Annotated in this window: 21 protein-coding genes; 9 read left to right on the forward strand and 12 right to left on the reverse strand. The window is 68.3% G+C overall.

Going from position 1 to position 25,998, the window contains the following annotated elements; genetic code table 11:
- The 4 genes from HY68_RS05250 to HY68_RS05265 form a co-directional block, all read right to left on the reverse strand.
- Nucleotides 1-627, reverse strand: a 627-nt coding sequence (locus tag HY68_RS05250; protein WP_241778474.1) for a type I restriction endonuclease, incomplete at its 3' end; no start/stop codon positions are given.
- Nucleotides 624-1,895, reverse strand: coding sequence for a restriction endonuclease subunit S (locus tag HY68_RS40400; RefSeq protein WP_078863436.1), 1,272 nt, complete (start codon nucleotides 1,893-1,895; stop codon nucleotides 624-626). The genes HY68_RS05250 and HY68_RS40400, both read right to left, overlap by 4 nt.
- A complete protein-coding gene (locus HY68_RS05260; RefSeq protein WP_041995214.1) occupies nucleotides 1,892-3,886 on the reverse strand; it encodes a class I SAM-dependent DNA methyltransferase in 1,995 nt (664 codons plus the stop codon). Before HY68_RS05260 ends, HY68_RS40400 begins: the two co-directional genes overlap by 4 nt.
- A 121-nt stretch (nucleotides 3,887-4,007) precedes the next feature.
- Nucleotides 4,008-6,092 (reverse strand): N-6 DNA methylase, encoded by a 2,085-nt coding sequence (locus HY68_RS05265; RefSeq protein ID WP_052457021.1) that lies wholly within the window; start codon nucleotides 6,090-6,092, stop codon nucleotides 4,008-4,010.
- Nucleotides 6,093-6,228: 136 nt separating this feature from the next.
- On the opposite strand from HY68_RS05265, the gene HY68_RS05270 reads away from it, so the two are divergent.
- A complete protein-coding gene (locus HY68_RS05270) occupies nucleotides 6,229-7,068 on the forward strand; it encodes a hypothetical protein (RefSeq protein ID WP_041984975.1) in 840 nt (279 codons plus the stop codon).
- 241 nt (nucleotides 7,069-7,309) lie between these two features.
- On the opposite strand, the gene HY68_RS05275 is transcribed toward HY68_RS05270, so the two are convergent.
- Together HY68_RS05275 and ychF are read right to left on the reverse strand one after the other, a co-directional pair.
- On the reverse strand, nucleotides 7,310-9,466 hold the full coding sequence (locus tag HY68_RS05275) for an AIPR family protein (RefSeq protein ID WP_041984978.1): 2,157 nt from the start codon (nucleotides 9,464-9,466) through the stop codon (nucleotides 7,310-7,312).
- 311 nt (nucleotides 9,467-9,777) lie between these two features.
- Nucleotides 9,778-10,866: a redox-regulated ATPase YchF gene (gene ychF, locus HY68_RS05280; RefSeq protein WP_041984979.1), complete on the reverse strand. Its 1,089-nt coding sequence runs from the start codon at nucleotides 10,864-10,866 to the stop codon at nucleotides 9,778-9,780.
- Nucleotides 10,867-11,174: 308 nt separating this feature from the next.
- Between ychF and HY68_RS05285 the strand changes: the two genes are divergently transcribed.
- A complete protein-coding gene (locus HY68_RS05285; RefSeq protein WP_063779696.1) occupies nucleotides 11,175-11,660 on the forward strand; it encodes a DUF6542 domain-containing protein in 486 nt (161 codons plus the stop codon).
- A 114-nt stretch (nucleotides 11,661-11,774) separates the two neighbouring features.
- On the opposite strand, the gene ppgK is transcribed toward HY68_RS05285, so the two are convergent.
- Together ppgK and HY68_RS05295 are read right to left on the reverse strand one after the other, a co-directional pair.
- Nucleotides 11,775-12,512, reverse strand: coding sequence for a polyphosphate--glucose phosphotransferase (gene ppgK / locus HY68_RS05290; protein WP_041984983.1), 738 nt, complete (start codon nucleotides 12,510-12,512; stop codon nucleotides 11,775-11,777).
- A gap of 34 nt (nucleotides 12,513-12,546) precedes the next feature.
- A complete protein-coding gene (locus tag HY68_RS05295; RefSeq protein WP_198533216.1) occupies nucleotides 12,547-13,536 on the reverse strand; it encodes a 4-hydroxy-3-methylbut-2-enyl diphosphate reductase in 990 nt (329 codons plus the stop codon).
- A 178-nt stretch (nucleotides 13,537-13,714) separates the two neighbouring features.
- On the opposite strand from HY68_RS05295, the gene HY68_RS05300 reads away from it, so the two are divergent.
- The 3 genes from HY68_RS05300 (at nucleotide 13,715) to HY68_RS05310 (ending at nucleotide 16,862) form a co-directional block, all read left to right on the forward strand.
- Complete coding sequence (locus HY68_RS05300) at nucleotides 13,715-15,142, forward strand: APC family permease (RefSeq protein ID WP_041984985.1); 1,428 nt, start codon at nucleotides 13,715-13,717, stop codon at nucleotides 15,140-15,142.
- A 190-nt stretch (nucleotides 15,143-15,332) separates the two neighbouring features.
- Entirely contained in the window at nucleotides 15,333-16,541 is a 1,209-nt protein-coding gene (gene xseA, locus HY68_RS05305) for an exodeoxyribonuclease VII large subunit (RefSeq protein WP_041984988.1), read from the forward strand.
- Between the two features lie 66 nt (nucleotides 16,542-16,607).
- A complete protein-coding gene (locus HY68_RS05310; protein ID WP_041984991.1) occupies nucleotides 16,608-16,862 on the forward strand; it encodes an exodeoxyribonuclease VII small subunit in 255 nt (84 codons plus the stop codon).
- 765 nt (nucleotides 16,863-17,627) lie between these two features.
- Here HY68_RS05310 and HY68_RS05315 read toward each other — a convergent pair.
- On the reverse strand, nucleotides 17,628-18,170 hold the full coding sequence (locus HY68_RS05315) for a DUF4245 domain-containing protein (protein ID WP_041984994.1): 543 nt from the start codon (nucleotides 18,168-18,170) through the stop codon (nucleotides 17,628-17,630).
- A 123-nt stretch (nucleotides 18,171-18,293) separates the two neighbouring features.
- Here HY68_RS05315 and glpX point away from each other — a divergent pair, with 123 nt between their 5' ends.
- Nucleotides 18,294-19,325, forward strand: coding sequence for a class II fructose-bisphosphatase (gene glpX, locus HY68_RS05320; protein ID WP_041984996.1), 1,032 nt, complete (start codon nucleotides 18,294-18,296; stop codon nucleotides 19,323-19,325).
- Between the two features lie 117 nt (nucleotides 19,326-19,442).
- On the opposite strand, the gene HY68_RS05325 is transcribed toward glpX, so the two are convergent.
- Together HY68_RS05325 and HY68_RS05330 are read right to left on the reverse strand one after the other, a co-directional pair.
- Nucleotides 19,443-19,814, reverse strand: a complete 372-nt coding sequence (locus HY68_RS05325; RefSeq protein ID WP_041984998.1) for a WhiB family transcriptional regulator — start codon at nucleotides 19,812-19,814, stop codon at nucleotides 19,443-19,445.
- A gap of 125 nt (nucleotides 19,815-19,939) precedes the next feature.
- The gene (locus tag HY68_RS05330) at nucleotides 19,940-20,641 is read right to left on the reverse strand and encodes a DUF1707 domain-containing protein (protein ID WP_041984999.1); all 702 of its coding nucleotides are present in this window, start codon (nucleotides 20,639-20,641) and stop codon (nucleotides 19,940-19,942) included.
- A gap of 225 nt (nucleotides 20,642-20,866) precedes the next feature.
- On the opposite strand from HY68_RS05330, the gene HY68_RS05335 reads away from it, so the two are divergent.
- Complete coding sequence (locus HY68_RS05335) at nucleotides 20,867-22,531, forward strand: fumarate hydratase (RefSeq protein ID WP_041985002.1); 1,665 nt, start codon at nucleotides 20,867-20,869, stop codon at nucleotides 22,529-22,531.
- A 33-nt stretch (nucleotides 22,532-22,564) separates the two neighbouring features.
- On the opposite strand, the gene HY68_RS05340 is transcribed toward HY68_RS05335, so the two are convergent.
- Nucleotides 22,565-23,515 (reverse strand): LuxR C-terminal-related transcriptional regulator, encoded by a 951-nt coding sequence (locus HY68_RS05340; RefSeq protein WP_241778476.1) that lies wholly within the window; start codon nucleotides 23,513-23,515, stop codon nucleotides 22,565-22,567.
- A gap of 291 nt (nucleotides 23,516-23,806) precedes the next feature.
- Here HY68_RS05340 and HY68_RS05345 point away from each other — a divergent pair, with 291 nt between their 5' ends.
- Entirely contained in the window at nucleotides 23,807-25,237 is a 1,431-nt protein-coding gene (locus HY68_RS05345) for a class II fumarate hydratase (RefSeq protein WP_041985005.1), read from the forward strand.
- Nucleotides 25,238-25,289: 52 nt separating this feature from the next.
- Nucleotides 25,290-25,961 (forward strand): DUF402 domain-containing protein, encoded by a 672-nt coding sequence (locus HY68_RS05350; RefSeq protein WP_041985007.1) that lies wholly within the window; start codon nucleotides 25,290-25,292, stop codon nucleotides 25,959-25,961.
- Nucleotides 25,962-25,998 lie beyond the last annotated feature (37 nt).

Raw genomic sequence — 25,998 nt, forward strand, 5'->3', positions numbered from 1 at the left:
GGCGAAGAGCGGCTCCCGGCAGTCCCGGGTGCTCCGGTACTGGTGCATGGCCTCGGCGGTACCGGTGCCGGTGAACGGGTTCTTCAACTCTGCGGTGGCGACGGGGATGCCGTTTACGAAGGGGGTGAGGTCGGGCTTGTTGCCCGCGTCGCTACTGGTCGCGCCGTCCGGCGCACGGCGGGCGGCGTAGACGAGATCACGGACGATGGTGAGCCGGTTCTTGCTGTACGAGGTGAGGGCGCCGGGGTCGATCGTCTGTGACGGCTTGAAGTAGGCGAGGTCGAAGTGGATGCCATGCGCCTTGACCCCTTGGCGGAGGGTCTGGAGGGTGCCCCGCTTGTCGATCCACCGGGCGAGGTGCTCGGCAAACGCACGCTGGGCGATGTCGGGGTCGTCGTCGTAGTAGCCGGCGTAGCTCAGCCAGGCATTGTTCTGGGTGGCCCCGATGAAGGCGAAGACCTGTGCGGTGTCGAGGGCGAGGTCGCGGCGGTAGTCGGAGCTGAGGCCCATTTTCCAGCCGTGGGCGAGGAGCTGGTTCATGATCGCGACGCGGAACGCCTCTTCGTGGTGGACCTTGTGCTGGGGTCCCTTCGGGCCCTTATTGCTGAACGGATTGCTGTGAATCACGGAACTCGCACCCCCCGTGCGGTTGTTACGTCGATTTGGCCGGTTACTGCGGCAGTGATCAGGGCGCGGCGACGCTCGGAGAGCAGACGGGTTTGCTTCTCGTAGCAAGCAGCCAGTTCGTCGTGATGCTTAGCCACCTCTTCCACCTCGCGGGCCAGTCGCCGCTGCTCGTGAGCGTCTGTCGGCCACCGGAGGTTGAAGTTCGCGAGGTCTTCCATACCCAGTGTCGGCTGTGCTGTGTCACTGCCCGTCGCGTCGAGGGCTTGACGCATGAAGTCAGCCGTCTCGATCCAGCGGATGAACAAGCCGGGATCAACGTCATGCCGAACCCGCAGTGAAGCGACCGCACGCGCGACATTGGCTCCTTCCAACTCGGCCGGTGCCAATGCGGCGCGACCTAGAGTTCCGACAACACTGAGCAAAATATCGTTCGGCTGGACACGGGTACGGGCGTACTGCTGCGACAGAGCCTCAGGGATTCGCACAAGAGTCGCTGCTCGGCCCCGCAAGTCCAGCAAGTCATTGACACGCACGAAGGGCACCCCAGCGTCTGCGAACTCTGGAACCAGGACTCCATAACGCGGTTTGTTACGCATGAGGTACTTCAAACGGGTCGGCGCAGACGAGGCAGCCTGACCAAACACCTTCGCCAAGGCCACCGCACGACGCACGTGGAGCAAAGAACTCTGCTGATTACGCCTGACGCCCATAACTGCATCAATACGAGCGACCTCTGCATCAAGGAACCCGGAGATCCTGCGCTGTTCCTCAGTCGGCGGAAGGGGCACTGGTGCATCGCCGAGTCGATCACGATTCAACTCGATCTGATTCGTCGCGCCCACTACTAGCGCCGCATAGATGTATTCCTGAAAGGGAATCGATGACAGCCAATAGTAGAGAAACCGGGAGTCCACTTCGGGCGGGATCGCCCGCGCCACGGTCACATGAGTGTCCGCCATGCAGGGAACCTCATCCGGCCCCCCTTGGAAGTAGCCGATTCGCCCCAGGGTACCGGTCCCGGTTGAATTGATGAGGATATCCTCCGGCAACAAGTAGCCCTTAAGCCTGCGGGGATCACCAGTCGCATCGTGAAACCGAGTCCGAGCCCAGTCCAATCCCCCAGGCTGATTAGCCGCTTGGCTGATGGCACGCACGGGGCCATCGTCAACGTAGTCCGGAGCAGATCCCCGGTTCAGCAGGGACGTGACGCGCTTCAGACGGGAAGCGGTCCAGTTCCCCGGCAGCGCAGTTCCAAGCACTTCGGTCACTTCGTCACCTCCCCGAGCAGCCGCTGAATCTCGGCCTCCAGCGACGTCAACTCCGCGTCAATCTCTTCCAACGGCCTCGGCGGCTCATACACATAGAACTGCCGCGTGAAGGGGATCTCGTAGCCGATCTTCGTCTTCGTGTGGTCCACCCACGCGTCCGGCACGTGCTCCAACACCTCGCGCTTCATATACGCGTCGATGTCCTCCTCCAGCGGCACGTTCTCGTTGTCACGAAGGTCGGGGTCCGGTTCCGGGTGCAGGTCGCCTTTTTTGAGGTACTGCTCCTCGCCCTCGGGGTCGCGCACCCCCACCACATCCCGTAGCACCTTCTGGAAGGGCTTGCCCGTCGGCATCATCAGGCCCGCCGGCACCATCGCCTGACGAATCGCGTCCCACGCCTCTGCCTTGGTTGCCCATTGCTCACCCACCAGCAACTTCAGCGCATCCGCGAACGCCCCCGCATCAACCGCCTTGTCGATCACAGCCGAAGCCCGGAGCGCGGTCAGCGTCTCTTCCGTGACCTCGAAGCGCAACTTCAACGGCCTTTCCACTGTGATGCGCTGGTAGCCGAACTCCTTCGTTTCGAGAATCTTCACGTTCTCCGGTGGCGACTGTTCAGGATCAGCCGCCGCAGCCACCGCCTCCATGTACATGTCCGTCACCGCTGCAATCTGGGAATCGGAGATGACCTTGCGCTTGTCGCCCAGCGATTTCCGCATCTTCGTCCACTGGCCTCGCGCATCCAGCAGGATGACCTTGCCCTTGAGGCCCCGGTGCTTCCTGTTCGACAGAATCCAGAAGTAGGTGGAGATTCCGGTGTTGTAGAAGAGCTGGTCCGGCAGAGCCACAATGGCCTCCAGCAGGTCCTCTTCCTCCAGGATCCACCGCCGGATGTCGGACTCGCCGGAGCCCGCCCCACCGCTGAACAGCGGCGACCCGTTGAAGACGATCGCGATACGGCTTCCGCCCTCGAAGCCGCCCTTCCCGTCAGGATGCGCCGGCTTAATCTTCGAGATCATGTGCTGGAGGAAGAGGAAGGAACCGTCACTGATCCTCGGCAGTCCCGCGTGGAAACGATCCCCGTTTCTGGCGAACCGCTCCACATCCTGCTTGACCTTCTTCCACTCCACTCCGAAGGGCGGGTTCGCGACCAAATAGTCGAACTTCTTCTCCTTGTGGCCATCCTGGGTGAAGGAGTTCCCGTACTTGATGTTGTCCGGTTCCTGCCCCTTGATCAGCAGGTCGGACTGACAGATGGCGTGCGACTCAGGGTTCAGCTCCTGCCCGTACAGCCCGACAGTCGTTTGCGGGGCCTTGCGCTTGATATGCTCCTCGGTCTCGCTGAGGATGCCGCCCGTCCCGCAGGCTGGGTCGAAGACCGTCCTGGTCTTGCCCTCCCCTTCGTCCGGGGCCAGCAGCAGGTTCACCATCAGCCGTACCACCTCGCGCGGTGTAAAGTGCTCACCTGCGGGGTTGTCTTCGGAGAACTTCCGAATGAGCTCCTCGAAGAGGTAGCCCATCTGATGGTTGTCGATGCCGTCCTTGTCGTCCGGCCCCTTCGGCAGCCGCAGATCGATCTGGGCGAATTCACCGACCACCTGGTAGAGCAGCCCCTTCTCCTGCAGATCGGAGATGTGCTTCTCGAAGTTGTAGCGGTCGAGGATCTCCCGGGCGTTTTCGGAGAAGGCGCCGTAGTACGACTTCAGCAGCGTCTGCGCCTGCGAATGATCCTTAGCGATCAGCTTGAAGGTGAGTTCGCTGGTGTTGTAGAACCCGTGCCTCGCGACCTCACGGAGCTTCATCTCCCGGTAGGCCAGCGGTCGACCCCGCTCTTCCATCTTCGCAACTTCCGCAAGCACTTCGGTCTTCGTCGGCTCCAGCACACAGTCCAGACGCCGCAGAACCGTGAACGGAAGAATGATCTTCCCGTAGTCATGCGCCCGGAAGTCGCCGCGCAGCAAGTCGGCTACTTTCCAGATAAAGTTGATCATCTCTGAGTGCCTGCTGTGGTCCTGCTCCACCGTTGTCCTTCCGGGCCGCCGGGGCGGCGATTACTTCAGTGCGGTACGTACGCGGTCAGTGTGTCGTGTGTGCGCGGAGGCTCGCACGGGTTCAGGCCGGTGGCGGTGGCCGCAAAGCGCCTGCCGTGAGCGCGGCCCGCAACTTCCCGGCCGTCTCCTCACCCTGGAGCGCAGCCCGGCGCAGAGCCGTCGTAAAGGTGTGCAGCCGCCGGAACGCCGCCCCGTATGTCTGCTGCTCCTCCAGCGGCAGCAAGGGAACTTGGAGCCTGCGCGCGTCCACCCGAACGATGGACGTCCCCTGGCTCGCCCGCTGCACATTGGCCGGGTCGGCGAGAAAGCCGGCCAGGAACCATGGGTCGAGCCGCGCCTCGTCCGGGCGCAGCAGGTGCAGGTTCCTGCCGAGCAGCGCCCCCGCGTCGGTGTCGTCCGCAACCCGCGCGGCGGTCCTGTCCGCGGACAGCAGGGTCCCGGGGATGATCACGTCCCCGACCTTGATCCGCACCGCGTCCTCATCCCCTGCCGGACCACGCCCGGACGGGGAGCGCCCCTCGTTCACATCCGCAGCCGTGAGGACGGGCTCGTCGCCACCCGAATCCCCGTTGCCGCCCGTCGCCTTGGGCCTGAGCAGAGTCAGCGCCCCCGTACGGATCAGATCGGCGAGCGGGGCCATCGTCCATGGCCCGCCGGTCCGGGAGACGCCCCAATCGTCGCTCGGGGCGAGTGCCGATGCCTGCGACAGCAAGGAGCCGAGGCTGTCGCGACGGCCGCTCAGGGTACGGCGGAGGGCGTCTACCTGCGGCATGCCGCGCTCCCCCGCGAGTCGTGGCGCGGGCGTGAGGTCGACTGTGTCGTCGAGCAGATCCGTGATCGGGACGGCACGGTACACGCCCGGCATGGCAGGGCACTTCTCAGGCGCTGCAAGCAGCTCTCGGTAGGTGACGGAGGGGCGCCCGCCACGGCTGTTCATGTCCGGCAACGACTTGCAGTTCATGAACAGCACATGGCTGGCCTCTGCGCCGTTGCCCCCGCCCGGCCTCCGCAGCACCCACAGATGCAGCCCGATGTGCGCCGGCGGAGCGGCCCCGGCAGGCAGTGCCAACACAGCCCGCAGCGCGCCGTGCCGGACGAGCGCCGCCCGGATCCGCCGCCCAGAACTCCGGGAGGCGACGGACGGCGGCAGCAGCATGACCACCACACCACCCGGCCGCACCCGCGACAGGCTGTGCTGCACCCAGGCGAGCTCGGACTCGGACCGGGACGGCAGGCCGTACTCCCAGCGGGAGTCGTACGCCAACTCGTCCGCGCCCCAATCACGTTCGTTGTACGGGGGATTGCACAGGACCGCGTCGAACTCCCCGCCCGTATGCCGGGATCGGGCGAGAGCGTCCTCGGCATCGACAGAGCAGTGCCCTGTACCGCCCAGCCGGAGGGAGAGCCGGGACGCGGCCAGCTGGGCCAAATGCAGCTCCCGGTCCTGGCCGTCAAGCTGCGTGGCCCCCTGGACCCGGGCCGCCTCCAGCAGGTCCCCCGTCCCGCATGCCGGGTCGAGTACGGCGCTCAGCGCGCCGTCCGGCGAGGCGGCCTTGGCCAGTGTCGCCATGAAGTGGGCCACCGCCGCCGGGGTCCCCGGCCCGCGCCTTCGCGACTCTTTCGCGTAGCGGTCGAGCATGTCCGACAGGACCTCGTCCGGCGTCTGCCGTGTCGCGGCAGCCGCGAGCTCACGCATCAGCGACGCGGAACGCAACAGGGCGAGCGGCTCAGGCACGTCCTGAAGTGCTCTGCCGATCTCGTCGAGCATGACGTCACCGAGACCCTCGTCGTCCAGGTCTGGCCCTTCGGCGTAGTGAACGTAACGCGTCTCTCGTGAGGTGTGGCCTTCGCGTTCCAGGAAGGCGAGGAAGAGGGCGGCCCGGGCCATCGCTTCAGTCAGCCCAGACCCCTCGGCCTCTCGCAGCAGCTCACGCCACAACTGCTGCTGCTCGGTGAACTGCGGGAGGCGGCCATGCTCGGCCAGCCACCCCTCCACATCCTCCAGCGTGAACGTGGGACGCGATTCCGTACCGCCCGTGGGAGCGGGGAAATCGGAGTGGCGGCGCCGCCAGTTGGTCACGGTCGCGCGGCCGACGTCCGCGATACGGGCGATGTCGGAGGTACTCACCGTGGTCGGTGCGGCCATCAGCAGCCCCCTTCGTTTTCATCGAACACGCACGAACAGTACAGCACGGCAAAATGCCGTTTGACAATGCTTTCAGGCAGTGCTGTCATCGTTGCTATCGACGAGTGCTGCCGGTGATGGCAATGGAGGGGACGTCATGCAGAGCAACGTAGAAGTGATCACGCCCGAGCTGGCTCGCGAGTGGTTGCTGTTCAACACCAGGAACCGCCCGCTGAGCAAAGCGTTCGTCCAGCAGCTCACCCAGCAGATCGAGCGCGGCGAGTGGCAGCTCACCCACCAGGGCATCGCCTTCGACGACCACGGGGCACTGATCGACGGCCAGCACCGATTGGAGGCGGTCGCGAAGGCGGGCATCCCCGTGCAGTGCGTGGTGACACGTGGGGTGGCGCAGTCCGCGTTCACAGTGATGGACACTGGCCGCAAGCGGAGCGGCCGCGACGCCTTGGCCCTGGCGGGCGAGGACCACAGCACCCACCTGGCCGCCGCTCTGCGCGGTCTGCACCTCTATCTGACAGCCCCGGACTCCGCGTGGAGCGGGCAGAGCGCCGCCGTCAGTAACGATCTACTGCTCACCGTCCTCGACCAGCACCCCGGTATGCGGGACGCTGTCCGGGCGGCGATCCCGATGAACAAGGCGTTCCGCATCACCGTGACAGCCGCTGCGGTCGGCTGGTACGCGACCACCGACGCCCGTCCCGAGCTCGATCAGCTCCCCTGGCACGAGGCCCTGGTCACCGGTGCCGGGCTGCGCATCGGTGACCCGCGGCTGACTCTGCGCAATACGCTGCTGAACCTGGCGGCCGGCAAGACCCACCGCAGGCGCGACGACTCGCGAGAGCACCTGCTTTACTACCTCAAGTCCTGGAACGCCTGGGTCGAGGGCCGCGACATGAAGCTGCTCCGTCGTTCACCAGGCGAGACGATGCCGCGCATTTCGCGGCACACGGCTCGGCCCCGGTTCGCAGAAGGGGCCTGAAACTTCCTCATCCCGGAAGAGTTCGGCCGCGCGGATCAGCTCGCGCATCGTTGGGCGGGACTTCGGCTTCCGATTCACGTTGAGGCCGTGCACTCTGCTTATCGAAGTCACCGATGCTCGCGCAGAGCGCCGCGCGCTCCTGGCTAGCGCCTCGCCCACCGGATGCCGAATCGAGAGGAGGTCGAGGCAGAGCTGGTTCGCCGACACGCGTCACTGTGTCGGGCGTGGCCGGAAGCTGCCCTTACTGGAGCGACTCGAACTGTTCCTCCTCAGGCAAGGACTCCGTCAGGAGCCGCTGCCAGAGCTGCTCTGCAAGGTCAACAAGCGTTCCATCCTCGCCCAGCACACCCCACTGTTTTGGCCCCTGGACCGCGCTCCACGCTTCGCGCCACTCGGCCTGCTGCCAGATATGCGTGACCAGGCCGCTGGGCGAGTATCGGTTCCCGTCAGCCTCCCAGAGCAAGGGCTTGCGCCGGTCGTTGACCCAGGTCGCGTAGGCCCGGCGCGGGTCAGCGTTCAGCCAGTCCCCGATAGCCTGCTCCTCCGTCGCGCTGGGGTGGTACATCAGCCTGGTACCGGCTGGAATACGGTCATGGTCGATCAGCAGGGTCACGGTATTGGGGCGCCTGGGCGGCTTCGAGTCGTCCCGCTGCTGGTACGCAGCAAGATCTCCGGCATCCGTACCGTCGGAGAGCGCCTGAAGGACGGCGCCGACCAGTTTTCGGGAGCGTTCCTCGCTGGCGAAGGTGCTGGTGATGTAACTTCCGCCGCCAAAAAGGTGGTTCACAAGCGGGATAAGCTGGGCAAGCGTTGCGCCGACCCGCGCCGGTACGTCCTCCAGAGAGGACTCCCAACCTGAGTCTGGTTCGTCGATTCCCTCTGATCCGACCTGCTGGGCAACCATGTGCGCCACCAGCAGAGCACCACTGTCAGCGATCGAACCCGCCCGTCCGGTGAGCGTGGAGCGGACCTCGTGCAAGGACTCCCGCACCCGCCGCATAAGTAGGACGCTACGCCAGATCTGATAAGCGCTGGGCCTGCGCCCGAACAGCCGGGTGTAGATGCCTCCAGGACCGTCCTCCCAGAGCGCGTCGGCTGAGCCCTTCACCCGTACCGCCAGGGCCGGGTCCGGGTGAGCGCAGGCAAGGGCGGTGGCGGCCTCGCGGACTGAGCATCCGAACGCCGGCGACGGCTCAATCTCACCGCGCTTGAATACGTAGTCCTTGTCAAGAGAGAGTCGGAAGTCCTCACGGATCAGGCTCTGTACTGGCTTGATCGCGATGAAGTCCGACCGCTCCATGTGGTTCTGCGTGTTGGTCGCCTCGGTGATCTCGCCCGCGAACCCCTCCGGGGCACCGGAAACTGAGATGATCCGGACGGTGACGTACGCCTCTCCCACCGCTTCTTCGTTCTGCTGGAACGCCCGGTGGGCAGAACTGACGGTCTGCGCACCGTTGGCGACGCTTGCGTTTTCGAGGACCAGCTTGACGGGCTCACTGGGTTTCTGCTTCGCGAAGAAATGCGGCTCGATCTTGTCGCACTGAACGGTGATGCCGTTATGGCGGTACCAGAAGCCCTGCGGATCCCGAATCAGACTCTCGACGAGCGTCTGGTTGACTCCGGTCAGGCCCAGCGATCTGCGGACGTTGCGGTCGTACAACCGCTCCCCGTTGTCGGCGTACCACTGAGCGAGTTCGTCGGCCGCTACCAGCCCCGAATATGCCTGAAATGGGGTTTCCCGGGAATGCCAGCCCTGCGTCATGGTGGCGGTGAGGGTGATCGGCTCTGGGGTGAGGTCCTCGCGGACGGCACGGTGGAAGTCCGTCTGGTTCAACACCCGGTGCTCGATGGAGCGCGTGTAGCCACCGAACTCCTCAGCCGCTTCGACGAGTATGGCCTCGGTCTCCGTAGACAGGCGCCCTTCGCCCATGACAGCGATGACGAGGACCACCTTGCAGGTAGGCACGTCAAGCACTGACCGCACACGGTCAGCGAGACGGCGGAACCGTTCGTTGAACTGATCGAAGTCCCGGTTGTCGAGCTTCTTCAGGCCGTGCACCAGCTTGTGTGCGGCACTCGTGTCAAAGCCGGCCTTGCCTTTGTCGCTCCATTTGGCCTGGATCAGCCACAGTTCAGGAGCGGAGGCGGAGAAGGCGACGGCGTCGATACCGAAGTCGTCCCGGCCGTCGATCACGGACTCGGCAGCTTCCTCGGACGTACAGTCCGTGAGCATGCGAGCCGCCCTGGCGGACAAAGCACGCGAGTTGAAGGCATTCTCACGTTCCAACGGCTGACGTTTCTCGTAGTCAGCGAGCGAGATCAGCGGATCGAACTCGCGCTTCAACGCATCGCGAACATGCCGGACTTCCAGCGGCATTGCCTGCCCGCTCTTGCTCATCCCTGCCCCCAGTCACGACCACGCGTTTGAACTTCTCATATGCTACGAGAAGCGTGGGCCAGCGGGACTGAACGGATAGACCGCGTCACAGCTCGTGCTGACGGCGAGGAGCACCAGCCGCTCATAGTCGGCGCTCCCGGCAGGCGCCCCGCCACTGGCAGTGACGCAGAACCGAGGAGGGCGGCTTGGGCCCTTCGTGCACCATCAAAGATGGCAGGCATGACTGATGAGGCCGGAACGAGGTCATTCCGGCCTCATCAGTCACTTGTACTTTCGGACTGAACTCCACCACATCAGCGACGTGGTGGAGTTCAGTTGTTGAAGCGGAACTCGACCACGTCGCCGTCCTGCATCACGTAGTCCTTGCCCTCCATGCGGGCCTTGCCGGCTGCGCGGGCTTCGGCTACCGAGCCTGTGGTGACCAGGTCGTCGAAGGAGATGACCTCGGCCTTGATGAAGCCCTTCTGGAAGTCGGTGTGGATGACGCCCGCCGCTTCCGGGGCCGTCGCGCCCGTTTTGATCGTCCAGGCCCGGGATTCTTTCGGGCCGGCCGTCAGGTAGGTCTGCAGGCCCAGGGTGCGGAAGCCGACGTGGGCGAGGGTGGCCAGGCCCGGGGCTTCCTGGCCCACCGACTGGAGGAGTTCCAGGGCCTCGTCGTCGTCCAGTTCGACCAGCTCGGACTCCAGCTTCGCGTCGAGGAAGATCGCCTCGGCGGGGGCCACCAGGGCGCGCTGTTCGTCCTTGAAGGTGTCGTCCGTCAGCTCGTCCTCGTCCACGTTGAAGACGTAGAGGAACGGCTTCGTCGTCAGCAGGTGCAGGTCGTGCAGCAGCTCGACGCGGTCGGTGCCCTGGACGATGCCCGCGGCGAAGAGGGTCTGGCCGGTCTCCAGGATGGCCTGGGCCTCCTCGATCGCCTTGACCTTCGGGCCCACGTCCTTCTTGATGCGGGACTCGCGCTGGAGGCGCGGCAGGACCTTCTCGATGGTCTGGAGGTCCGCGAGGATCAGCTCGGTGTTGATCGTCTCGATGTCGCTCTTGGGCGAGACCTTGCCGTCGACATGGACGACGTTCTCGTCCTTGAAGGCCCGGATGACCTGGCAGATCGCGTCGGACTCGCGGATGTTCGCCAGGAACTTGTTGCCCAGGCCCTCGCCCTCCGACGCACCGCGCACGATGCCCGCGATGTCGACGAAGTCGACCGTCGCCGGGAGGATCTTCTGCGAGCTGAACAGCTCAGCGAGCTTGTCCAGGCGCGGGTCGGGTACGCCGACGACGCCGACGTTGGGCTCGATCGTGGCGAACGGGTAGTTGGCCGCCAGCACGTCGTTCTTGGTCAGGGCGTTGAACAGGGTCGACTTGCCGACATTCGGCAGGCCGACGATTCCGATCGTGAGCGACACGTTGGCGACTTCCTGAAGTGAGGGGCTGAGCGGGGACTGGCGATTTCCCAGTTTACGGGCGCCCCGGCGGGCTCGACGACGGGTTCGACGTCACGGTCGGGGCCTGGTGCGACGCGGCCGAAGGCCTCGAACGCAACCCCAAGGTCATTCAAAGGGCGTGTCCCACCCCCGATCGGGACCCCCGGGCCACCTACGTTGTTCGGGTGGAGCAGCCCAGGACACGTCCCCCCCAGCGCCGGCAGCGGCCGCAGACCACCCTCCCGGCTCCGACGCGCGGCGCGGTCTCGGAGGCCGCGGGCTCCTACCGGGTGCCCGCTCCGGGCGGCCGGCGGGTGCCGCCCGTCGTGCTCGCGTTGCGCAGACTGCCCAATCCCCGGTTCACCGGGCTCGGCGCCGGGCTCTTCGCCGTCGCCGCGATGCTCTGCGTCGGCTTCCTCGACGAGCTGATCCTCGACGGGGCGCCGCTCGCGTACGGGCTGCTGTTCCTGCCGCTCAGCGCGGCCACGGCGCTCTGGGTGCGGACGGCCGACCTGGTCACGGCGCCGATCAGCGTGCCGATCGCCTTCGCCGTCGGCACCGTACCGATCTCGGGCGGGTCCGGCGGTCTCGGCGGCCAGACGATGGCCGTGATCACCACCCTCGCCGTGCACGCCGGGTGGCTGTACGGCGGCACGCTCGTCGCCGGCGTCATCGCGTCCGTACGGAAGGTACGGCAGATGGGGCGGCGGCAGCTGGCACGTGACACCGCCGCAGCCGCCTCCATCGGCACCGGGACCCGGCTCCCGCGTCGCTAGCCGGGTCAGCGCAGGCCGGGTCCCGCGCCGATCGTGGCTGGATCAGCAGAGGTCCGGTCCGGCGCAGGTCCGCGTCCGCCCTTCGGCGGCGTCGCGGTCGCCGGACCGCTCCCCTCAGCGCCTCGCCGCCGCCATCGCCGCTCCCACGATCCCCGCGTTGTTCTGCAGCTGCGCCGGGACCATCTCCGCCCTGACGCCCTCGATCAGCGGCAGGAACTTGTCCGCCTTGCGGCTGACGCCTCCGCCGATGATGAACAGCTCCGGCGAGAACAGCATCTCCACATGCTTCAGATACTTCTGGACGCGATGCGCCCAGTGGTGCCAGCTCAGTTCCTCGTCGTCCTTGGCCTTGGTCGACGCGTGCTTCTCCGCGTCATGGCCGTGCAGCTCCAGATGGCCCAGCTCCGTGTTGGGCACGAGCGTGCCGTCGATGAAGAGCGCGCTGCCGATGCCCGTGCCGAACGTGAGCAGGAAGACCGTGCCCTTACGGCCACGCCCCGCGCCGAAGGCCATCTCGGCCACGCCCGCCGCGTCCGCGTCGTTCAGCACCGTGACCGGCATGCTCAGCCGCTCGCCGAGCAGCTCGCCCGCGTCCACGTCGATCCATGACTTGTCGACATTGGCCGCCGTACGGATGACGGAGCCGGTCACCACCCCAGGGAAGGTGATGCCGACCGGTCCCGACCAGCCGAAGTGCTCCACGACCTCCACGACGCCGTCCGTCATGCTCTCGGGCGTCGCGGGGTGCGGGGTCAGTACTTTGTGGCGCGGCTCCGCCAGGTCGCCGCGCTCCAGGTCCACGGGCGCGCCTTTGATACCCGAGCCGCCGATGTCCACTCCGAAGACGTTCATGGACGACACGTTACGGCCAGACGCTGACAAGGAGTTACTTCTGTGTCATCGCAGCGGCTTCGGCCCGCAGATCGCGGCGCAGTTCCTTCGGCAGCGAGAAGGTGATGGACTCCTCGGCGGCCTTGACGATCTCGACGTCCTCGAAACCACGCGCGGCCAGCCACTCCAGCACGCCTTCCACCAGAACCTCCGGTACGGAAGCCCCCGACGTCACGCCGACCGACGAGACCCCGTCGAGCCACGTCTCGTCGATCTCGTCCGCCGCATCCACCAGATGCGCGGCGCCGGCGCCGGCGCCGAGCGCGACCTCGACCAGCCGTACCGAGTTGGACGAGTTCTTGGAGCCGACGACGATGACCAGATCGGCGTCGGAGCCCATCTGCTTGACCGCGATCTGCCGGTTCTGCGTGGCGTAGCAGATGTCGTCGCTCGGGGGCGAGATCAGCAGCGGGAACTTCTCCTTGAGCTTGTCGACCGTCTCCATCGTCTCGTCCACGGAGAGCGTGGTCTGCGAGAGCCAGACGACCCTCGACTCGTCGCGCACCTCCACGTTCGCCACGTCGTCGGGGCCGTCGACCAGCGTGATGTGGTCCGGGGCCTCGCCCGATGTGCCGATGACCTCTTCATGGCCGTCATGGCCGATCAGCAGGATGTCGTAGTCGTCGTTCGCGAACCGGACGGCTTCCTTGTGGACCTTGGTGACCAGCGGGCAGGTCGCGTCGATCGTGGCGAGGTTGCGGCCCGCGGCCTCGTCGTGGACGACGGGAGCGACGCCGTGCGCCGAGAACATGACGATGGATCCCTCGGGGACCTCGGCCGTCTCCTCGACGAAGATGGCGCCCTTCCGCTCCAGGGTCTGCACGACGTACTTGTTGTGGACGATCTCGTGTCGGACATAGATCGGCGCGCCGTACTGCTCCAGGGCTTTCTCGACGGCGATCACCGCGCGGTCCACGCCCGCGCAGTAACCACGGGGGGCGGCGAGCAGGACGCGTTTGCGGGACGTAGCAGTCATGCGTCCCATCGTAAGGCCGCCCAGAACAGGCGCGAGATCGCCCGTACCGGTGAGACTGAGCAGGTACGGACGGGGCATACATGCCGGGCATGACGGGCGTACGTGCTCGGCATGACCGGCGTACGTGCTCGGCATGACCGGACGTACACGCCGGACATGAATGAACGACGACGATCGGACTCATGCGATGACGGCTGAGGGGCAGGCGCCCGCGCACAGCGGGTTGCGGCGGACGCTGCGCTTCCGCGATCTCGTCGTGTACGGGCTCCTCTTCATCGCCCCGATGGCCCCCGTCGGTGTCTTCGGCACCCTCGACGCGAAGTCGCACGGCTCGGTGGCGCTGGTCTATGTGGTGTCGACCGTCGCGATGGGCTTCACCGCCTTCAGTTACGCCCAGATGGTGCGGGTGGCGCCGCAGGCGGGTTCGGTCTTCGCGTACGCCCGGAAGGGGCTGGGCGAGGCGCCCGGGTTCATCGCCGGGTGGATGGCGATGCTGGACTACCTGCTGATCCCGGCCGTCGCCTATCTCTTCGCGGGGATCGCGATGGAGGCGCTGGTGCCGTCCGTCGACCGGTGGGTGTGGACCGCGATCGCCGTCGTGATCACGACACTGCTCAATCTGACCGGGGTACGGGCCGCGGCCCGGGTGGGCTTCGCCGTCCTCGCCCTGGAGATCGTCGTGCTGCTGGTGTTCGTGGTGTCGGCGATCGTGGTGCTCGCACGGGACGGCGCGGAGCGTGGCTGGTCCACGCCGTTCACCAGCGATACGAGTTTTTCGGCCGCCGCCGTGCTCAGCGCGGTGTCGGTCGCCGTGCTGTCGTACCTCGGCTTCGACGCGATCGCCTCGTTCGCCGAGGAGGTGACGGGCGGTTCGCGGCAGGTGGCGCGGGCGGTGCTGCTCTGTCTGGCGCTGGCGGGGGTGCTGTTCGTGGCGCAGACGTATCTGGTGGCGCTCCTGGAGCCGCAGACCTCGGCCCAGCTCGCCGCCGATCCGGTGGCGCAGGGCTCGGCGTTCTACGACGCGGTGGACTCATCGGTCGGCAGGTGGCTGCACGACCTGGTCGCTTCGAGCAAGGCGATCGGCGCGGCGTTCGCGGCGCTGGCGGGTCAGGCGGCGGCGGGACGGCTGCTCTTCGCCATGGGCAGGGAACGCAGACTGCCGCGCGCACTGGCCCGTACGGACTCGGGCGTCCCGCGCGTCGCCCTGCTGCTGGCCGCCGTGGTGACGCTGCTGGCGGCGGTCTGGGCGGCGCGGCGGGACGACGGCCTCGACCGGCTGGTGTCGGTGGTCAACATCGGCGCCCTGACGGCGTTCGTGCTGCTGCACGCGTCGGTGGTCGGCTGGTTCGCGGTCCGCCGCCCGGGCCGCAACCCGAACTGGTTCACGCAGGTAGTGGTACCGGTGATCGGCGCGGGGATTCTGATCGCGGTGATCGTGGAGGCGGCGGACTCGGCGCAGCTGGTGGGCGCGGTGTGGTTCGTCATCGGGCTGGTGGTGCTGCTGGTGCAGTGGCGAGGACGGATGGGACCTGGGTCGCCGAAGGCGGGTGCCGGGTCGGGGTCGGGGTCGGCATCCGGCTCCGGGTCGGGGACGGGGTCGGACGCGGGTTCCTGACCGGCAGCGGGCTCCGACGCCACCCGGTACGGCTCCGGCGGGCTCCTGGTGCGCATCCGGGTCGTCGACCGACGTAAGTGGCGGGGTTACGGGCCCGGCTCAGGCTCTGCAAGGTCCTCGCTCCGGGCCGAGGGCCCGGTCGGGCCGGCGGTTTCCTGGGGATGTCGTACGTGGCGGATACGCTCGGCGCATGGCTCTCAACACGTCAGCCGAGGCTCCGCTGCCCGTCGGGGAGGTCTCGCGGCTCATCGGTGGGTGGATCGACCGGCTCGGGGCCGTCTGGGTCGAGGGGCAGATCACACAGCTCTCGCGCAGGCCCGGCGCCGGGGTCGTCTTTCTGACGCTGCGCGACCCGTCGTACGACATCTCCGTGGGCGTCACCTGCTACCGGCAGGTCTTCGACGCGATCGCCGATGTGGTCTCCGAGGGCGCGCGCGTCGTGGTGCGCGCCAAGCCGGAGTGGTACGCGCCGCGCGGCCAGCTTTCGCTGCGGGCCACGGAGATAAGGCCGGTCGGGATGGGCGAACTGCTCGTGCGGCTGGAGCAGTTGAAGAAGGCGCTGGCCGCCGAAGGACTGTTCGCGCTCGACCGCAAGCGGCCCCTGCCGTTCCTGCCGCAGCTGATCGGTCTGGTCTGCGGCCGCGCCTCGGCGGCAGAGCGCGACGTCCTGGAGAACGCGCGCCGCCGGTGGCCCGCCGTCCGCTTCGAGGTGCGCAACACGGCGGTGCAGGGCGTCAACGCGGTCTCGCAGGTCGTCGAGGCGGTGCGGGAGCTGGACGAGCTGCCGGAGGTCGACGTGATCGTCGTCGCGCGCGGCGGCGGCAGCGTGGAGGATCTGCTGCCGTTCTCGGACGAGCAGTTGATCCGAACGGTCGCGGAGTGCCGTACGCCCGTGGTGTCCGCGATCGGGCACGAGCCGGACTCGCCGCTGCTGGATCTGGTGGCGGACGTACGGGCGTCGACACCGACGGACGCGGCGAAGCGGATCGTGCCGGACGTCGGGGAGGAGCTGGACCGGGTGCAGGCGCTGCGGGACCGGGCGCTGCGGACCGTACAGGGGCTGCTGGACAGGGAGGAGCGCGGGCTCGCGCACGCGCTGGCCAGGCCGGTGATGGAGCGGCCCCACCGGATGCTGGAGGAGCGCGCGGCCGAGGTGACGGCGCTGGCCGACCGGGGCCGCCGGGTGCTGCGGCACCAGCTGGACCGCGCCGACTCGGAGCTGTCGCACACGCTGGCGCGGGTGGTCGCGCTGTCGCCCGCCGCGACGCTGGAGCGGGGGTACGCGGTGCTGCAGCGCGAGGACGGGTCCGTCGTCAGGTCCCCGGAAGGGCTCGCGGGCGCGGAGGAACTGCGGGCGAGGGTGGCGGACGGGGAGTTCACGGTGCGGGTGACGGAGTGAGGACGAAGGTGTCAGGCGCGGTGAAGTGCGCGGTTGTTGTCGGAGAGCGCTCGTAGGGTGGATGCCATGGCCAAGACAGACACGGAAACATCAGCGGCCACGGCCGGTGAGCCGCTCGGCTACGAGCAGGCGCGCGACGAACTGATCGAGGTCGTCCGCCGGCTGGAGACGGGCGGCACGACGCTGGAGGAGTCGCTGGCCCTGTGGGAGCGCGGCGAGGAGCTGGCCAAGGTCTGCCGCCGCTGGCTGGAGGGCGCCCGCGCCCGCCTGGACGCCTCCCTGGCCACCCCGGACCGCGACGAGCCGGCAGCGGAGGAGTAGCCGACCGGCCCCCGGCCTCGGGCCCTTGCGGGCACGCTCTCGGGGCGACGTCTCCGGGCGCGCCCTCGGAAGCCGCTGGAACCCGGGCCCACGGCCCGGGGCCTCCCGTTCGGATCCGGCAGGACTCGCATGCCCTCGCACCTCCCCGCACGGCGTCGCCGTCGGTCGCCGACCGGCCCCCGGCCTCGGGCCCCTGGGCACGCCCTCGGGTCGAGTTTTTCCGGACGCGCCCTCGGGAGCCGTTGGATGCCGGCCCCAGGGCCAGGGGTCCTCACGTTCGGATCCGGCAGGCGCTGCCGTCGGTCGCCGTGAGGCGCCCGCACGCGTACGCACCGCGGCCATTACGCCCGACGGCCGGGCATCCCGGTTCCACCGGTGTATGACCGCTGAGCGGGACGCGCCGCGGTATCCGCGCCACCCCGGGCCAACACTGCGCCGTGCGGCGCTGCCGCCGGCCAGCACCGGACACCCGGACACGGGGCCCGGAACCCGGCGAAGGCCGGTATCTCCCGGCTCAGCCCGGCACCATGCCGCATCGCCAGCGAGCCGACGCCCGGTGCCGCCCGGCTCTGCCGGCGCACGGCAGCGAGCGTGGCAGGACACGGCGGCCGCGCGGACGTACGACCGCTGCGTGGGAGCTGACGGCCGAAAGTGTTCCGGTCGGATCCGGCAGGGCCGGCGTGCTGCTCTGGCACCGCGCCTCGCGACGCCGACGCCCGTCGATGACGCGACGCCTCAGCACGCCCGCGCGCCCGCGCCCAGCGCTTAGGCGCCCGCCTGTACCGCCGTTTTCTTGAACTCCAGCGCCGCCGCCATCGCGCCCAGGCGCTCGTACGACGCGGTGCCCGTCACCACCGTTGTCGCGCCGTTCTCCGTCCGGACCAGGGCGTCGTAGCGCGGGCCCTTCCAGCGTTGCCAGGGTTGGCCGGCGACCTCTTGGGTCTTGCCGGTGTTCTTGGCCTCCTGCGTCACGTCGGAGACGTACCGCTTCGTCGGCGACGTCGACTGCTCGATCGCGACGTACTCGCCCTCCGGGTCCAGGAAGCCCAGGTGCCAGGAGTTGCCGTTCGCGCCGTCGTACGTGACGGAGGTGGCCTTCCACTTGCCCGTCAGGCCCGTGGGGGCCGCTACGGGGTACGGCGCCGCGCGGCGCGCCGTCAGGAGTTCGACCCGGTAGTCGACCTTCTTGACCGGGTCCGCCTTGTCGTCATGGGGGATGAACACATAGATGACCGCGACGATGATCCCGATGACCACCATCGACAGCAACATGTCCCGCACCGTCTGTCTGCCTCGCTCGCCTGCCACTCCCCCATCGTCGCATCAGCGTTTCGCGCTCATCCGTGGACCCCTCTGCTCAAGTTGTCGATGTACGGATAGAGTCGTATCACCCTCTTTTCCGGCCGTCGCCGTACAGAAAGGTGCGTTCCGATGACCGAGCATCAACTACCTCCCCCTCTTGAGGTGTCTCCCGAGGCACCTGACCGCAACCTCGCCCTCGAACTCGTCCGGGTCACGGAGGCCGCCGCGATGGCGGCCGGCCGCTGGGTCGGCAGGGGCGACAAGAACGGCGCCGACGGCGCCGCCGTGAACGCCATGCGGACCCTCGTCTCCACCGTCTCGATGAACGGCGTCGTCGTCATCGGCGAAGGTGAGAAGGACGAAGCGCCGATGCTGTTCAACGGCGAGCACGTCGGTGACGGCACCGGCGCCGAGGTCGACATCGCCGTCGACCCGATCGACGGCACGACCCTCAACGCCAAGGGCATGCCGAACGCCATCGCCGTGCTGGCGGCGGCCGACCGGGGCGCCATGTTCGACCCGTCGGCCGTCTTCTACATGGACAAGCTGGTCACCGGCCCCGAGGCGGCGGACTTCGTCGACATCAACGCCCCGGTCGCCGTCAACATCCGCCGGGTCGCCAAGGCGAAGCACTCGTCCCCCGAGGACGTCACGGTCGTCGTCCTGGACCGGCCTCGGCACGACGGCATCGTCAAGGAGATCCGGGAGACCGGCGCCCGGATCAAGTTCATCTCCGACGGCGATGTGGCCGGCTCCATCATGGCGGCGCGCGAAGGCACCGGCGTCGACCTGCTGATGGGCATCGGCGGTACGCCCGAGGGCATCATCTCGGCGTGCGCCATAAAGTGCCTGGGCGGAGTCATCCAGGGCAAGCTCTGGCCCAAGGACGACGACGAGCGGCAGCGCGCGATCGACGCGGGGCACGACCTGGACCGGGTGCTGTCCACGGACGATCTCGTCAGCGGCGACAACGTCTTCTTCGTCGCCACCGGCATCACCGACGGCGAGCTGCTGCGCGGTGTGCGCTACCGCTCGGAGACGGCGACGACGCAGTCGCTCGTGATGCGCTCGAAGTCGGGCACGATCCGGCAGATCGACTCGACGCACCGGCTGTCGAAGCTGCGCGCCTACAGCACCATCGACTTCGACCGCGCGAAGTAGGACGTAGCAGGACGAGTCACATCGGAAGGGGTGTCCCGTTGTGCGGCGGGGCACCCCTTCCGTGCGCGATCAAGTCCGTACGCGATCCAGCCGTACGCGATCAGGAACCGCCGCCGCTCAGCCGGCCGCCGCGATCCTGCCCGCCGGCGCCGCCTTGCGCAGCTCCACCTCGCGCCGCCTGCGCCGCGCCAGCACCACCCGGCGCTCGGCGGCGGTCAGGCCGCCCCAGACGCCGTACGGTTCGGGCTGGACCAAGGCGTGCTCCCGGCACTCCACCATCACGGGGCACCGGGCACAGACCCGCTTCGCGGCCTCCTCACGCGACAGCCTCGCGGCTGTCGGCTCCTTGGAGGGGGCGAAGAACAACCCGGCCTCGTCCCGGCGGCACACAGCCTCCGAATGCCACGGGCCGGCCTGATCCTCCCGAGCGGGACTCCGCTGGGCGGGAACGGCAGCGACCTGCAGGGGCTGATGCGGCGGATGCAGCACGGTCTACTCCTGACGACGGCTTCGCGAGCGAGAGACGATGCAGCTCTCCCTACCCGCTGTGCGTGCTCCTATGCACTGAGTGGCACTCGGGACACGGTCCGCAGTCGCGCGAAGACGGCCCGCGGTCACTGACGGAGGTGCTTGCGCAGCAAGTCCTGGAGGTTGGCGACGAACTTCCCGCGCTTCGGCTTGGCCTCGATGTTGCCGAACACCGAGTAGCCGTTGACCACGACCACCGGCGCGTCCGGCTCCGGCGCTTCCAGCGTGTGGACCTCGAAGTTGCCGAAGACGCCGGTGCCGCTGCCGCGCAGTGAGATGTTCTCCGGGACCCTGACCTCCACGTTGCCGAAGATCGACGTCGCGTTGATCACGGTGGTCCGCTGGCCGAAGAGGGCTTCGGTGAGGTCGATCTCGATGTTGCCGAACAGCGCGAACGCGTTGGTGCGCGCGCCGATCCGCCAACGCCCCTTGCGGGTATTGCTGCTGAAGACCGCGATCATGCTCTCGGCCGTCGCGTTCGGGTCGTCGGGCCCGTACGGGTACGACCCCGGCGCCCCGGAAGCTCCGGGAGCCGCGCCCCGCGCCCCCTGGCCGCCGGACGGCAAGTCCCGTACCAGCGGCGCCAGCTCGGCGACCGTCTTGGCCCGGTAGACGGAATCGATCCGCTCGGCATGCTCCTCGGCGTCCAGACGACCCTCCGCCAGCGCCTCCCTGAGGATGTCGGCGGTCCGGTCCCTGTCCGCGTCGGAGGCCCGGATGTCCGAGGCCCGGATACCTGGGGGCTCCGCCGACGCGACGGGCTTCTGGGGGTGCTTTTCGAGGTCCACGAAACCAATGTAGCGAAACGCGATAGATCGCGACTAGGGGTAGTTGCCGGGCGGCGCGTCGGAGACGCGGACCCAGAGGCGGATCGGCACCGCGGCCCCAGAGGCGGAGAAGCCGGGGCGGGTGAGCCGTACCTCACGGTCCGGGCACCCGCGCCGCGTCCTACGCTGGAGGGCGCTCGGCCAATGGAGGCCGCGCCGCCGCCCGTCGAGTGAGGAATGGCCGTAATGCCGGATTTTGCGTACTCCGATCTGCTTCCCGTCGGAGAGGACACCACGCCCTACCGACTGGTGACCGCCGAAGGCGTCTCCACCTTCGAGGCCGACGGGCGTACGTTCCTGAAGGTCGAGCCGGAGGCGCTGCGCACCCTCGCCGCCGAGGCCATGCACGACATCTCGCACTATCTGCGCCCCGCCCACCTCAGCCAGCTGCGCCGCATCATCGACGACCCCGAGGCGTCGTCGAACGACAAGTTCGTGGCGCTCGACCTGCTGAAGAACGCGAACATCGCGGCTGCGGGCGTGCTGCCGATGTGCCAGGACACCGGTACGGCGATCGTGATGGGCAAGCGCGGTCAGCAGGTGCTGACCGGCGGCGGTGACGAAGAGGCCCTGTCGCACGGCATCTACGACGCGTACACGAAGCTCAACCTGCGCTACTCGCAGATGGCTCCGCTCACCATGTGGGAGGAGAAGAACACCGGCTCGAACCTGCCCGCGCAGGTGGAGCTGTACGCGACGGACGGCGGCGCGTACAAGTTCCTCTTCATGGCCAAGGGCGGCGGCTCGGCCAACAAGTCGTTCCTCTACCAGGAGACGAAGGCGATCCTCAACGAGGGCGCCATGATGAAGTTCCTCGAGGAGAAGATCCGTTCGCTGGGCACGGCGGCCTGCCCGCCGTACCACCTGGCGATCGTCGTCGGCGGTACGTCGGCGGAGTTCGCGCTCAAGACCGCCAAGTACGCCTCGGCGCACTACCTGGACGAGCTGCCGGCCGAGGGCTCCCCCACCGGGCACGGCTTCCGCGACAAGGAGCTGGAGCAGAAGGTCTTCGAGCTGACCCAACGGATCGGTATCGGCGCCCAGTTCGGCGGCAAGTACTTCTGCCACGACGTACGGGTCGTCCGGCTGCCGCGGCACGGTGCCTCGCTGCCCGTCGCCATCGCCGTGTCCTGCTCGGCCGACCGCCAGGCGGTGGCGAAGATCACGGCCGAGGGCGTCTTCCTCGAACAGCTGGAGACCGACCCCGCGCGCTTCCTGCCGGAGACCACGGACGAGCACCTGGACGAGACCGAGGTCGTACGGATCGACCTCAACCGGCCGATGGACGACGTCCTCGCCGAGCTGACCAAGTACCCGGTCAAGACCCGGCTTTCACTGACCGGCCCGCTCGTGGTGGCGCGGGACATCGCGCACGCGAAGATCAAGGAACGGCTCGACGCGGGCGAGGAGATGCCGCAGTACCTGAAGGACCACCCCGTCTACTACGCGGGTCCGGCGAAGACCCCCGAGGGCTACGCCTCGGGCTCCTTCGGCCCGACGACGGCGGGCCGGATGGACAGTTACGTCGAGCAGTTCCAGGCGGCCGGCGGCTCCAAGGTCATGCTGGCGAAGGGCAACCGCTCCCGGCAGGTCACCGACGCCTGCGACGCGCACGGCGGCTTCTACCTGGGCTCGATCGGCGGTCCCGCCGCGCGGCTGGCCCAGGACTGCATCAAGAAGGTCGAGGTCGTCGAGTACGAGGAGCTGGGCATGGAGGCGGTCTGGAAGATCGAGGTGGAGGACTTCCCCGCGTTCGTCGTCGTGGACGACAAGGGCAACGACTTCTTCACCGAGCCGGCCCCCGCGCCCACCTTCACCAGCATCCCCGTCAGGGGCCCGGGACTGGGCTGAGCACTCCGGACAGCCCGCTCGACAGCCGCCCGTTCAGGCGCTGTCGAGCGGGCTGTCGTCCGTCCCGTCGAGCGGCGCCTCCAGCAGCCCCGAAGTCGCCAGCAGAAAGCCGAGTTGGGCCCGGCTGTTACTGCCGAGCTGCTCCGAGACCTTCCGCATGTGCTCCGCGACGCTGCGCCTGCTCATCCCGATCCGGCGCGCGATCGACGCGTCCGTCTCGCCGTTGACCACGGCCAGCAGGATGGTCCGCTGGAGGTCCGAGGTGATGACGGGCGTACGCGGCGACCCGACCGCGGGACGTACCGGAACCGCCCTGGCCCACGAGCTGTTGAAGTGGTTCAGCAGGAAGCGGATCAGGGCCGGGTGCTGGACCCGTACGGCGGTGCTCGCCGTCGACACCTCGTCCGACGGGATGAACGCCACCTCGCGGTCGAATATCAGCATCCGGTCGAAGACGTCGGCGATCGTCCTGACCTCCGCGCCCGCCGCCGTCACCTCCTCGATGTACGACAGCGTCGGCCCGTGCGAGCGCACCGTGTGCTGGTAGATGGTCCGCTGGCGCACCCCGCGCGCCAGCAGGTCCCTGGAGCGCGCGAGTCCGTCGGCCAGCGCGACGGCGGGCCGTGCGCCGCCCGGCTGGATGGTGAGGATCTCGTCCCGGCAGTCGGCCACGGCGGTGTCGATCGCCGCGTTGATGACGGAGAGACCGACGATCCTGGTGAGCACCGGCGGGTCCAGCCGGTGCTTGTCGTCGTAGAGCCCCTCGAAGACCGCGAGCGCCGACCGCAGGGAACGCAGTCTGCTGTGCCGTTCGGCGATCTCCTCCTCGACCGGGCCGAGCGCGGTGAGCGCGGCGGCCCCGGGCGGGATGAGGCTCAGGAACTCGGCCGATTCGCCGTCGTCCACGACGAGTCCCAGCGCGTGCAGACAGCCCGGCACCTCGTCGCGCCGGACGCGCCCCGCCTCCAGGCCGTGCCGGTACACGGCCAGCGCCGTTTCGCACGGCCGGCCCTGGGACGATTCGCGGCAATCGCATGCCCATGGGGTGGATTGATCGTCCTTCACAATCATGCAGATTACATTTGTACGTCCTGTGCCGGTGTCCCGCAGAGCTGCCGGTCAGCCACGATGAGTGGGCGGCGCTCGGTCGCGAATGTCGGAGGGTGTCGCGGTGCCACGGGGGTATACCGCGCCATCGCTCCGAGGTGGCCGGGCCGCCACGGGGAACACATCCCATGACCAGGATGCTGTTGCCCGTAGGAGGTACGACCGACGATGACGAACGACGAGAGCCCGCGCGGCGGGAGCCCGAACCCTGCCCAGGGCGGTTACCGGACCGAGCACGACTCCATGGGTGAGGTGCGGGTGCCGGCGGCGGCCAAATGGCGCGCCCAGACCCAGCGCGCCGTGGAGAACTTCCCGATCTCGGGCCAGCACCTGGAACGGGCGCACATCGAGGCCCTGGCGCGGATCAAGGCAGCTGCGGCCAAGGTCAACGCCGACCTCGGGGTGATCGACAAGGACATCGCGGGGGCGATCCAGGAAGCGGCGGCCGAGGTCGCGGCGGGCCGCTGGGACGAGCACTTCCCCGTGGACGTCTTCCAGACGGGGTCGGGCACGTCGTCCAACATGAACACCAACGAGGTGCTGGCCACGCTGGCGACCGAACGGCTCGGCAGGGACGTCCACCCCAACGACCACGTCAACGCGTCGCAGAGCTCCAACGATGTCTTCCCCTCCAGCATCCATATCGCGGCGACGGCGGCCGTCACCGGCGAGCTGATGCCGGCGCTGGACCATCTGGCGCAGTCCCTGGAGCGGAAGGCGGACGAATTCGCCGAGGTCGTGAAGTCGGGCCGGACGCACCTCATGGACGCGACGCCCGTCACACTCGGCCAGGAGTTCGGCGGCTACGCGGCGCAGATCCGGTACGCGGTGGAGCGGCTGACCGCCTCGCTGCCGCGCCTCGCGGAGCTGCCGCTGGGCGGTACGGCGGTGGGCACCGGCATCAACACGCCGGCCGGGTTCTCGGCGGCCGTGATCGAGGAGGTGGCCCGGACGACCGGGCTGCCGCTGACGGAGGCCCGCAACCACTTCGAGGCGCAGGGCGCGCGCGACGGGCTCGTGGAGACCTCGGGCCAGCTCCGCACGCTCGGTGTCTCGCTGACGAAGATCGCGAACGATCTGCGCTGGATGGCGTCGGGCCCGCGCACCGGCCTCGCCGAGATCACGCTCCCCGACCTCCAGCCCGGCTCCTCGATCATGCCGGGCAAGGTCAACCCGGTGATCCCCGAGGCCGTGGTGATGGTGGCGGCGCAGGTCACGGGGAACGACGCGACGGTCGCCGCCGCGGGCGCGGCGGGGAACTTCGAGCTGAACGTGATGCTTCCGGTGATCGCCAAGAACCTGCTGGAGTCCGTGCGGCTGCTGGCCAATGTGAGCCGGCTGCTCGCGGACCGGACGGTCGACGGGATCACCGCGAACGTGGAGCGGGCGCGCGCGTACGCCGAGTCGTCCCCGTCCGTCGTGACACCCCTGAACAAGTACATCGGGTACGAGGAGGCGGCGAAGGTCGCCAAGAAGTCGCTCGCCGAGGAGAAGACCATCCGCGAGGTGGTGCTGGCCTCGGGATACGTCGAGCGCGGCGATCTCACGCTGGAGCAGTTGGACGAGGCGCTGGACGTGCTGAGGATGACGCGGCCGTGAATGGGTGACGCGCACCGCAGCGCTGAGTGAGCCTCACCTCTAGGATCTGTGCATGACGGAGACGGAAGGGCGGAAATGGCCGCCCGGCACGCAGATCCTGTGGCGCTACCGCGAGAACGGTGGCGATCGCATACACATCTGCCGTCCCGTCACGGTCGTCCGGGACACGGACGACCTGCTCGCTGTGTGGCTCGCGCCCGGCACCGAGTGCGTACGCCCGGCTCTCGCCGACGGCAGGCCCGTCCATCTCGAACCGCTCGCCACCCGCTACACGGCGCCGCGCACGGTGGTGCGCGACGAGTGGTACGGCATGGGGGTGCTGAAGCTGGCCCGTCCCGGCGAGCCGTGGTCGGTGTGGGTGTGGTGGAGCACGGGCTGGCGCTTCCAGAGCTGGTACGTGAACCTCGAAAGCCCGCGCACCCGCTGGTCGGGCGGTATCGACTCGGAGGACCACTTCCTCGACATCGACGTCTACGAGGACCGCAGCTGGCGCTGGCGGGACGAGGACGAGTTCGCGCAGGCGCAGCAGGACGGGCTGATGGACCGGGAGCAGGCGCGCCGGGTCAGGGCGGCGGGCCGGGCGGCGATCGAGACGATCTCGGCCTGGTCGGCGCCGTTCGCCGACGGCTGGGAGCAGTGGCGGCCCGACCCGCGGTGGCCGGTGCCGGCCCTGCCGGACGACTGGGACCGGATGCCGGCGCGGTCCGAGGTGGCGGCCGGATGACCGGGCGTACGGGCCGGTCCGCGCACCGCCGCGCGGG

The organism is Streptomyces sp. AcH 505, assembly GCF_000818175.1.
Classification (GTDB): Bacteria; Actinomycetota; Actinomycetes; order Streptomycetales; family Streptomycetaceae; genus Streptomyces.

Coding starts and splice junctions, on each gene's coding strand:
- HY68_RS05260 (WP_041995214.1), bottom strand. CDS start 3,886: ATGATCAACTTTATCTGGAAAGTAGCCGACTTGCTGCGCGGCGACTTC.
- HY68_RS05265 (WP_052457021.1), bottom strand. CDS start 6,092: ATGGCCGCACCGACCACGGTGAGTACCTCCGACATCGCCCGTATCGCG.
- HY68_RS05270 (WP_041984975.1), top strand. CDS start 6,229: ATGCAGAGCAACGTAGAAGTGATCACGCCCGAGCTGGCTCGCGAGTGG.
- HY68_RS05275 (WP_041984978.1), bottom strand. CDS start 9,466: ATGAGCAAGAGCGGGCAGGCAATGCCGCTGGAAGTCCGGCATGTTCGC.
- ppgK (WP_041984983.1), bottom strand. CDS start 12,512: ATGAACGTCTTCGGAGTGGACATCGGCGGCTCGGGTATCAAAGGCGCG.
- HY68_RS05295 (WP_198533216.1), bottom strand. CDS start 13,536: ATGGGACGCATGACTGCTACGTCCCGCAAACGCGTCCTGCTCGCCGCC.
- HY68_RS05300 (WP_041984985.1), top strand. CDS start 13,715: ATGACGGCTGAGGGGCAGGCGCCCGCGCACAGCGGGTTGCGGCGGACG.
- xseA (WP_041984988.1), top strand. CDS start 15,333: ATGGCTCTCAACACGTCAGCCGAGGCTCCGCTGCCCGTCGGGGAGGTC.
- HY68_RS05310 (WP_041984991.1), top strand. CDS start 16,608: ATGGCCAAGACAGACACGGAAACATCAGCGGCCACGGCCGGTGAGCCG.
- glpX (WP_041984996.1), top strand. CDS start 18,294: ATGACCGAGCATCAACTACCTCCCCCTCTTGAGGTGTCTCCCGAGGCA.
- HY68_RS05335 (WP_041985002.1), top strand. CDS start 20,867: ATGCCGGATTTTGCGTACTCCGATCTGCTTCCCGTCGGAGAGGACACC.
- HY68_RS05345 (WP_041985005.1), top strand. CDS start 23,807: ATGACGAACGACGAGAGCCCGCGCGGCGGGAGCCCGAACCCTGCCCAG.
- HY68_RS05350 (WP_041985007.1), top strand. CDS start 25,290: ATGACGGAGACGGAAGGGCGGAAATGGCCGCCCGGCACGCAGATCCTG.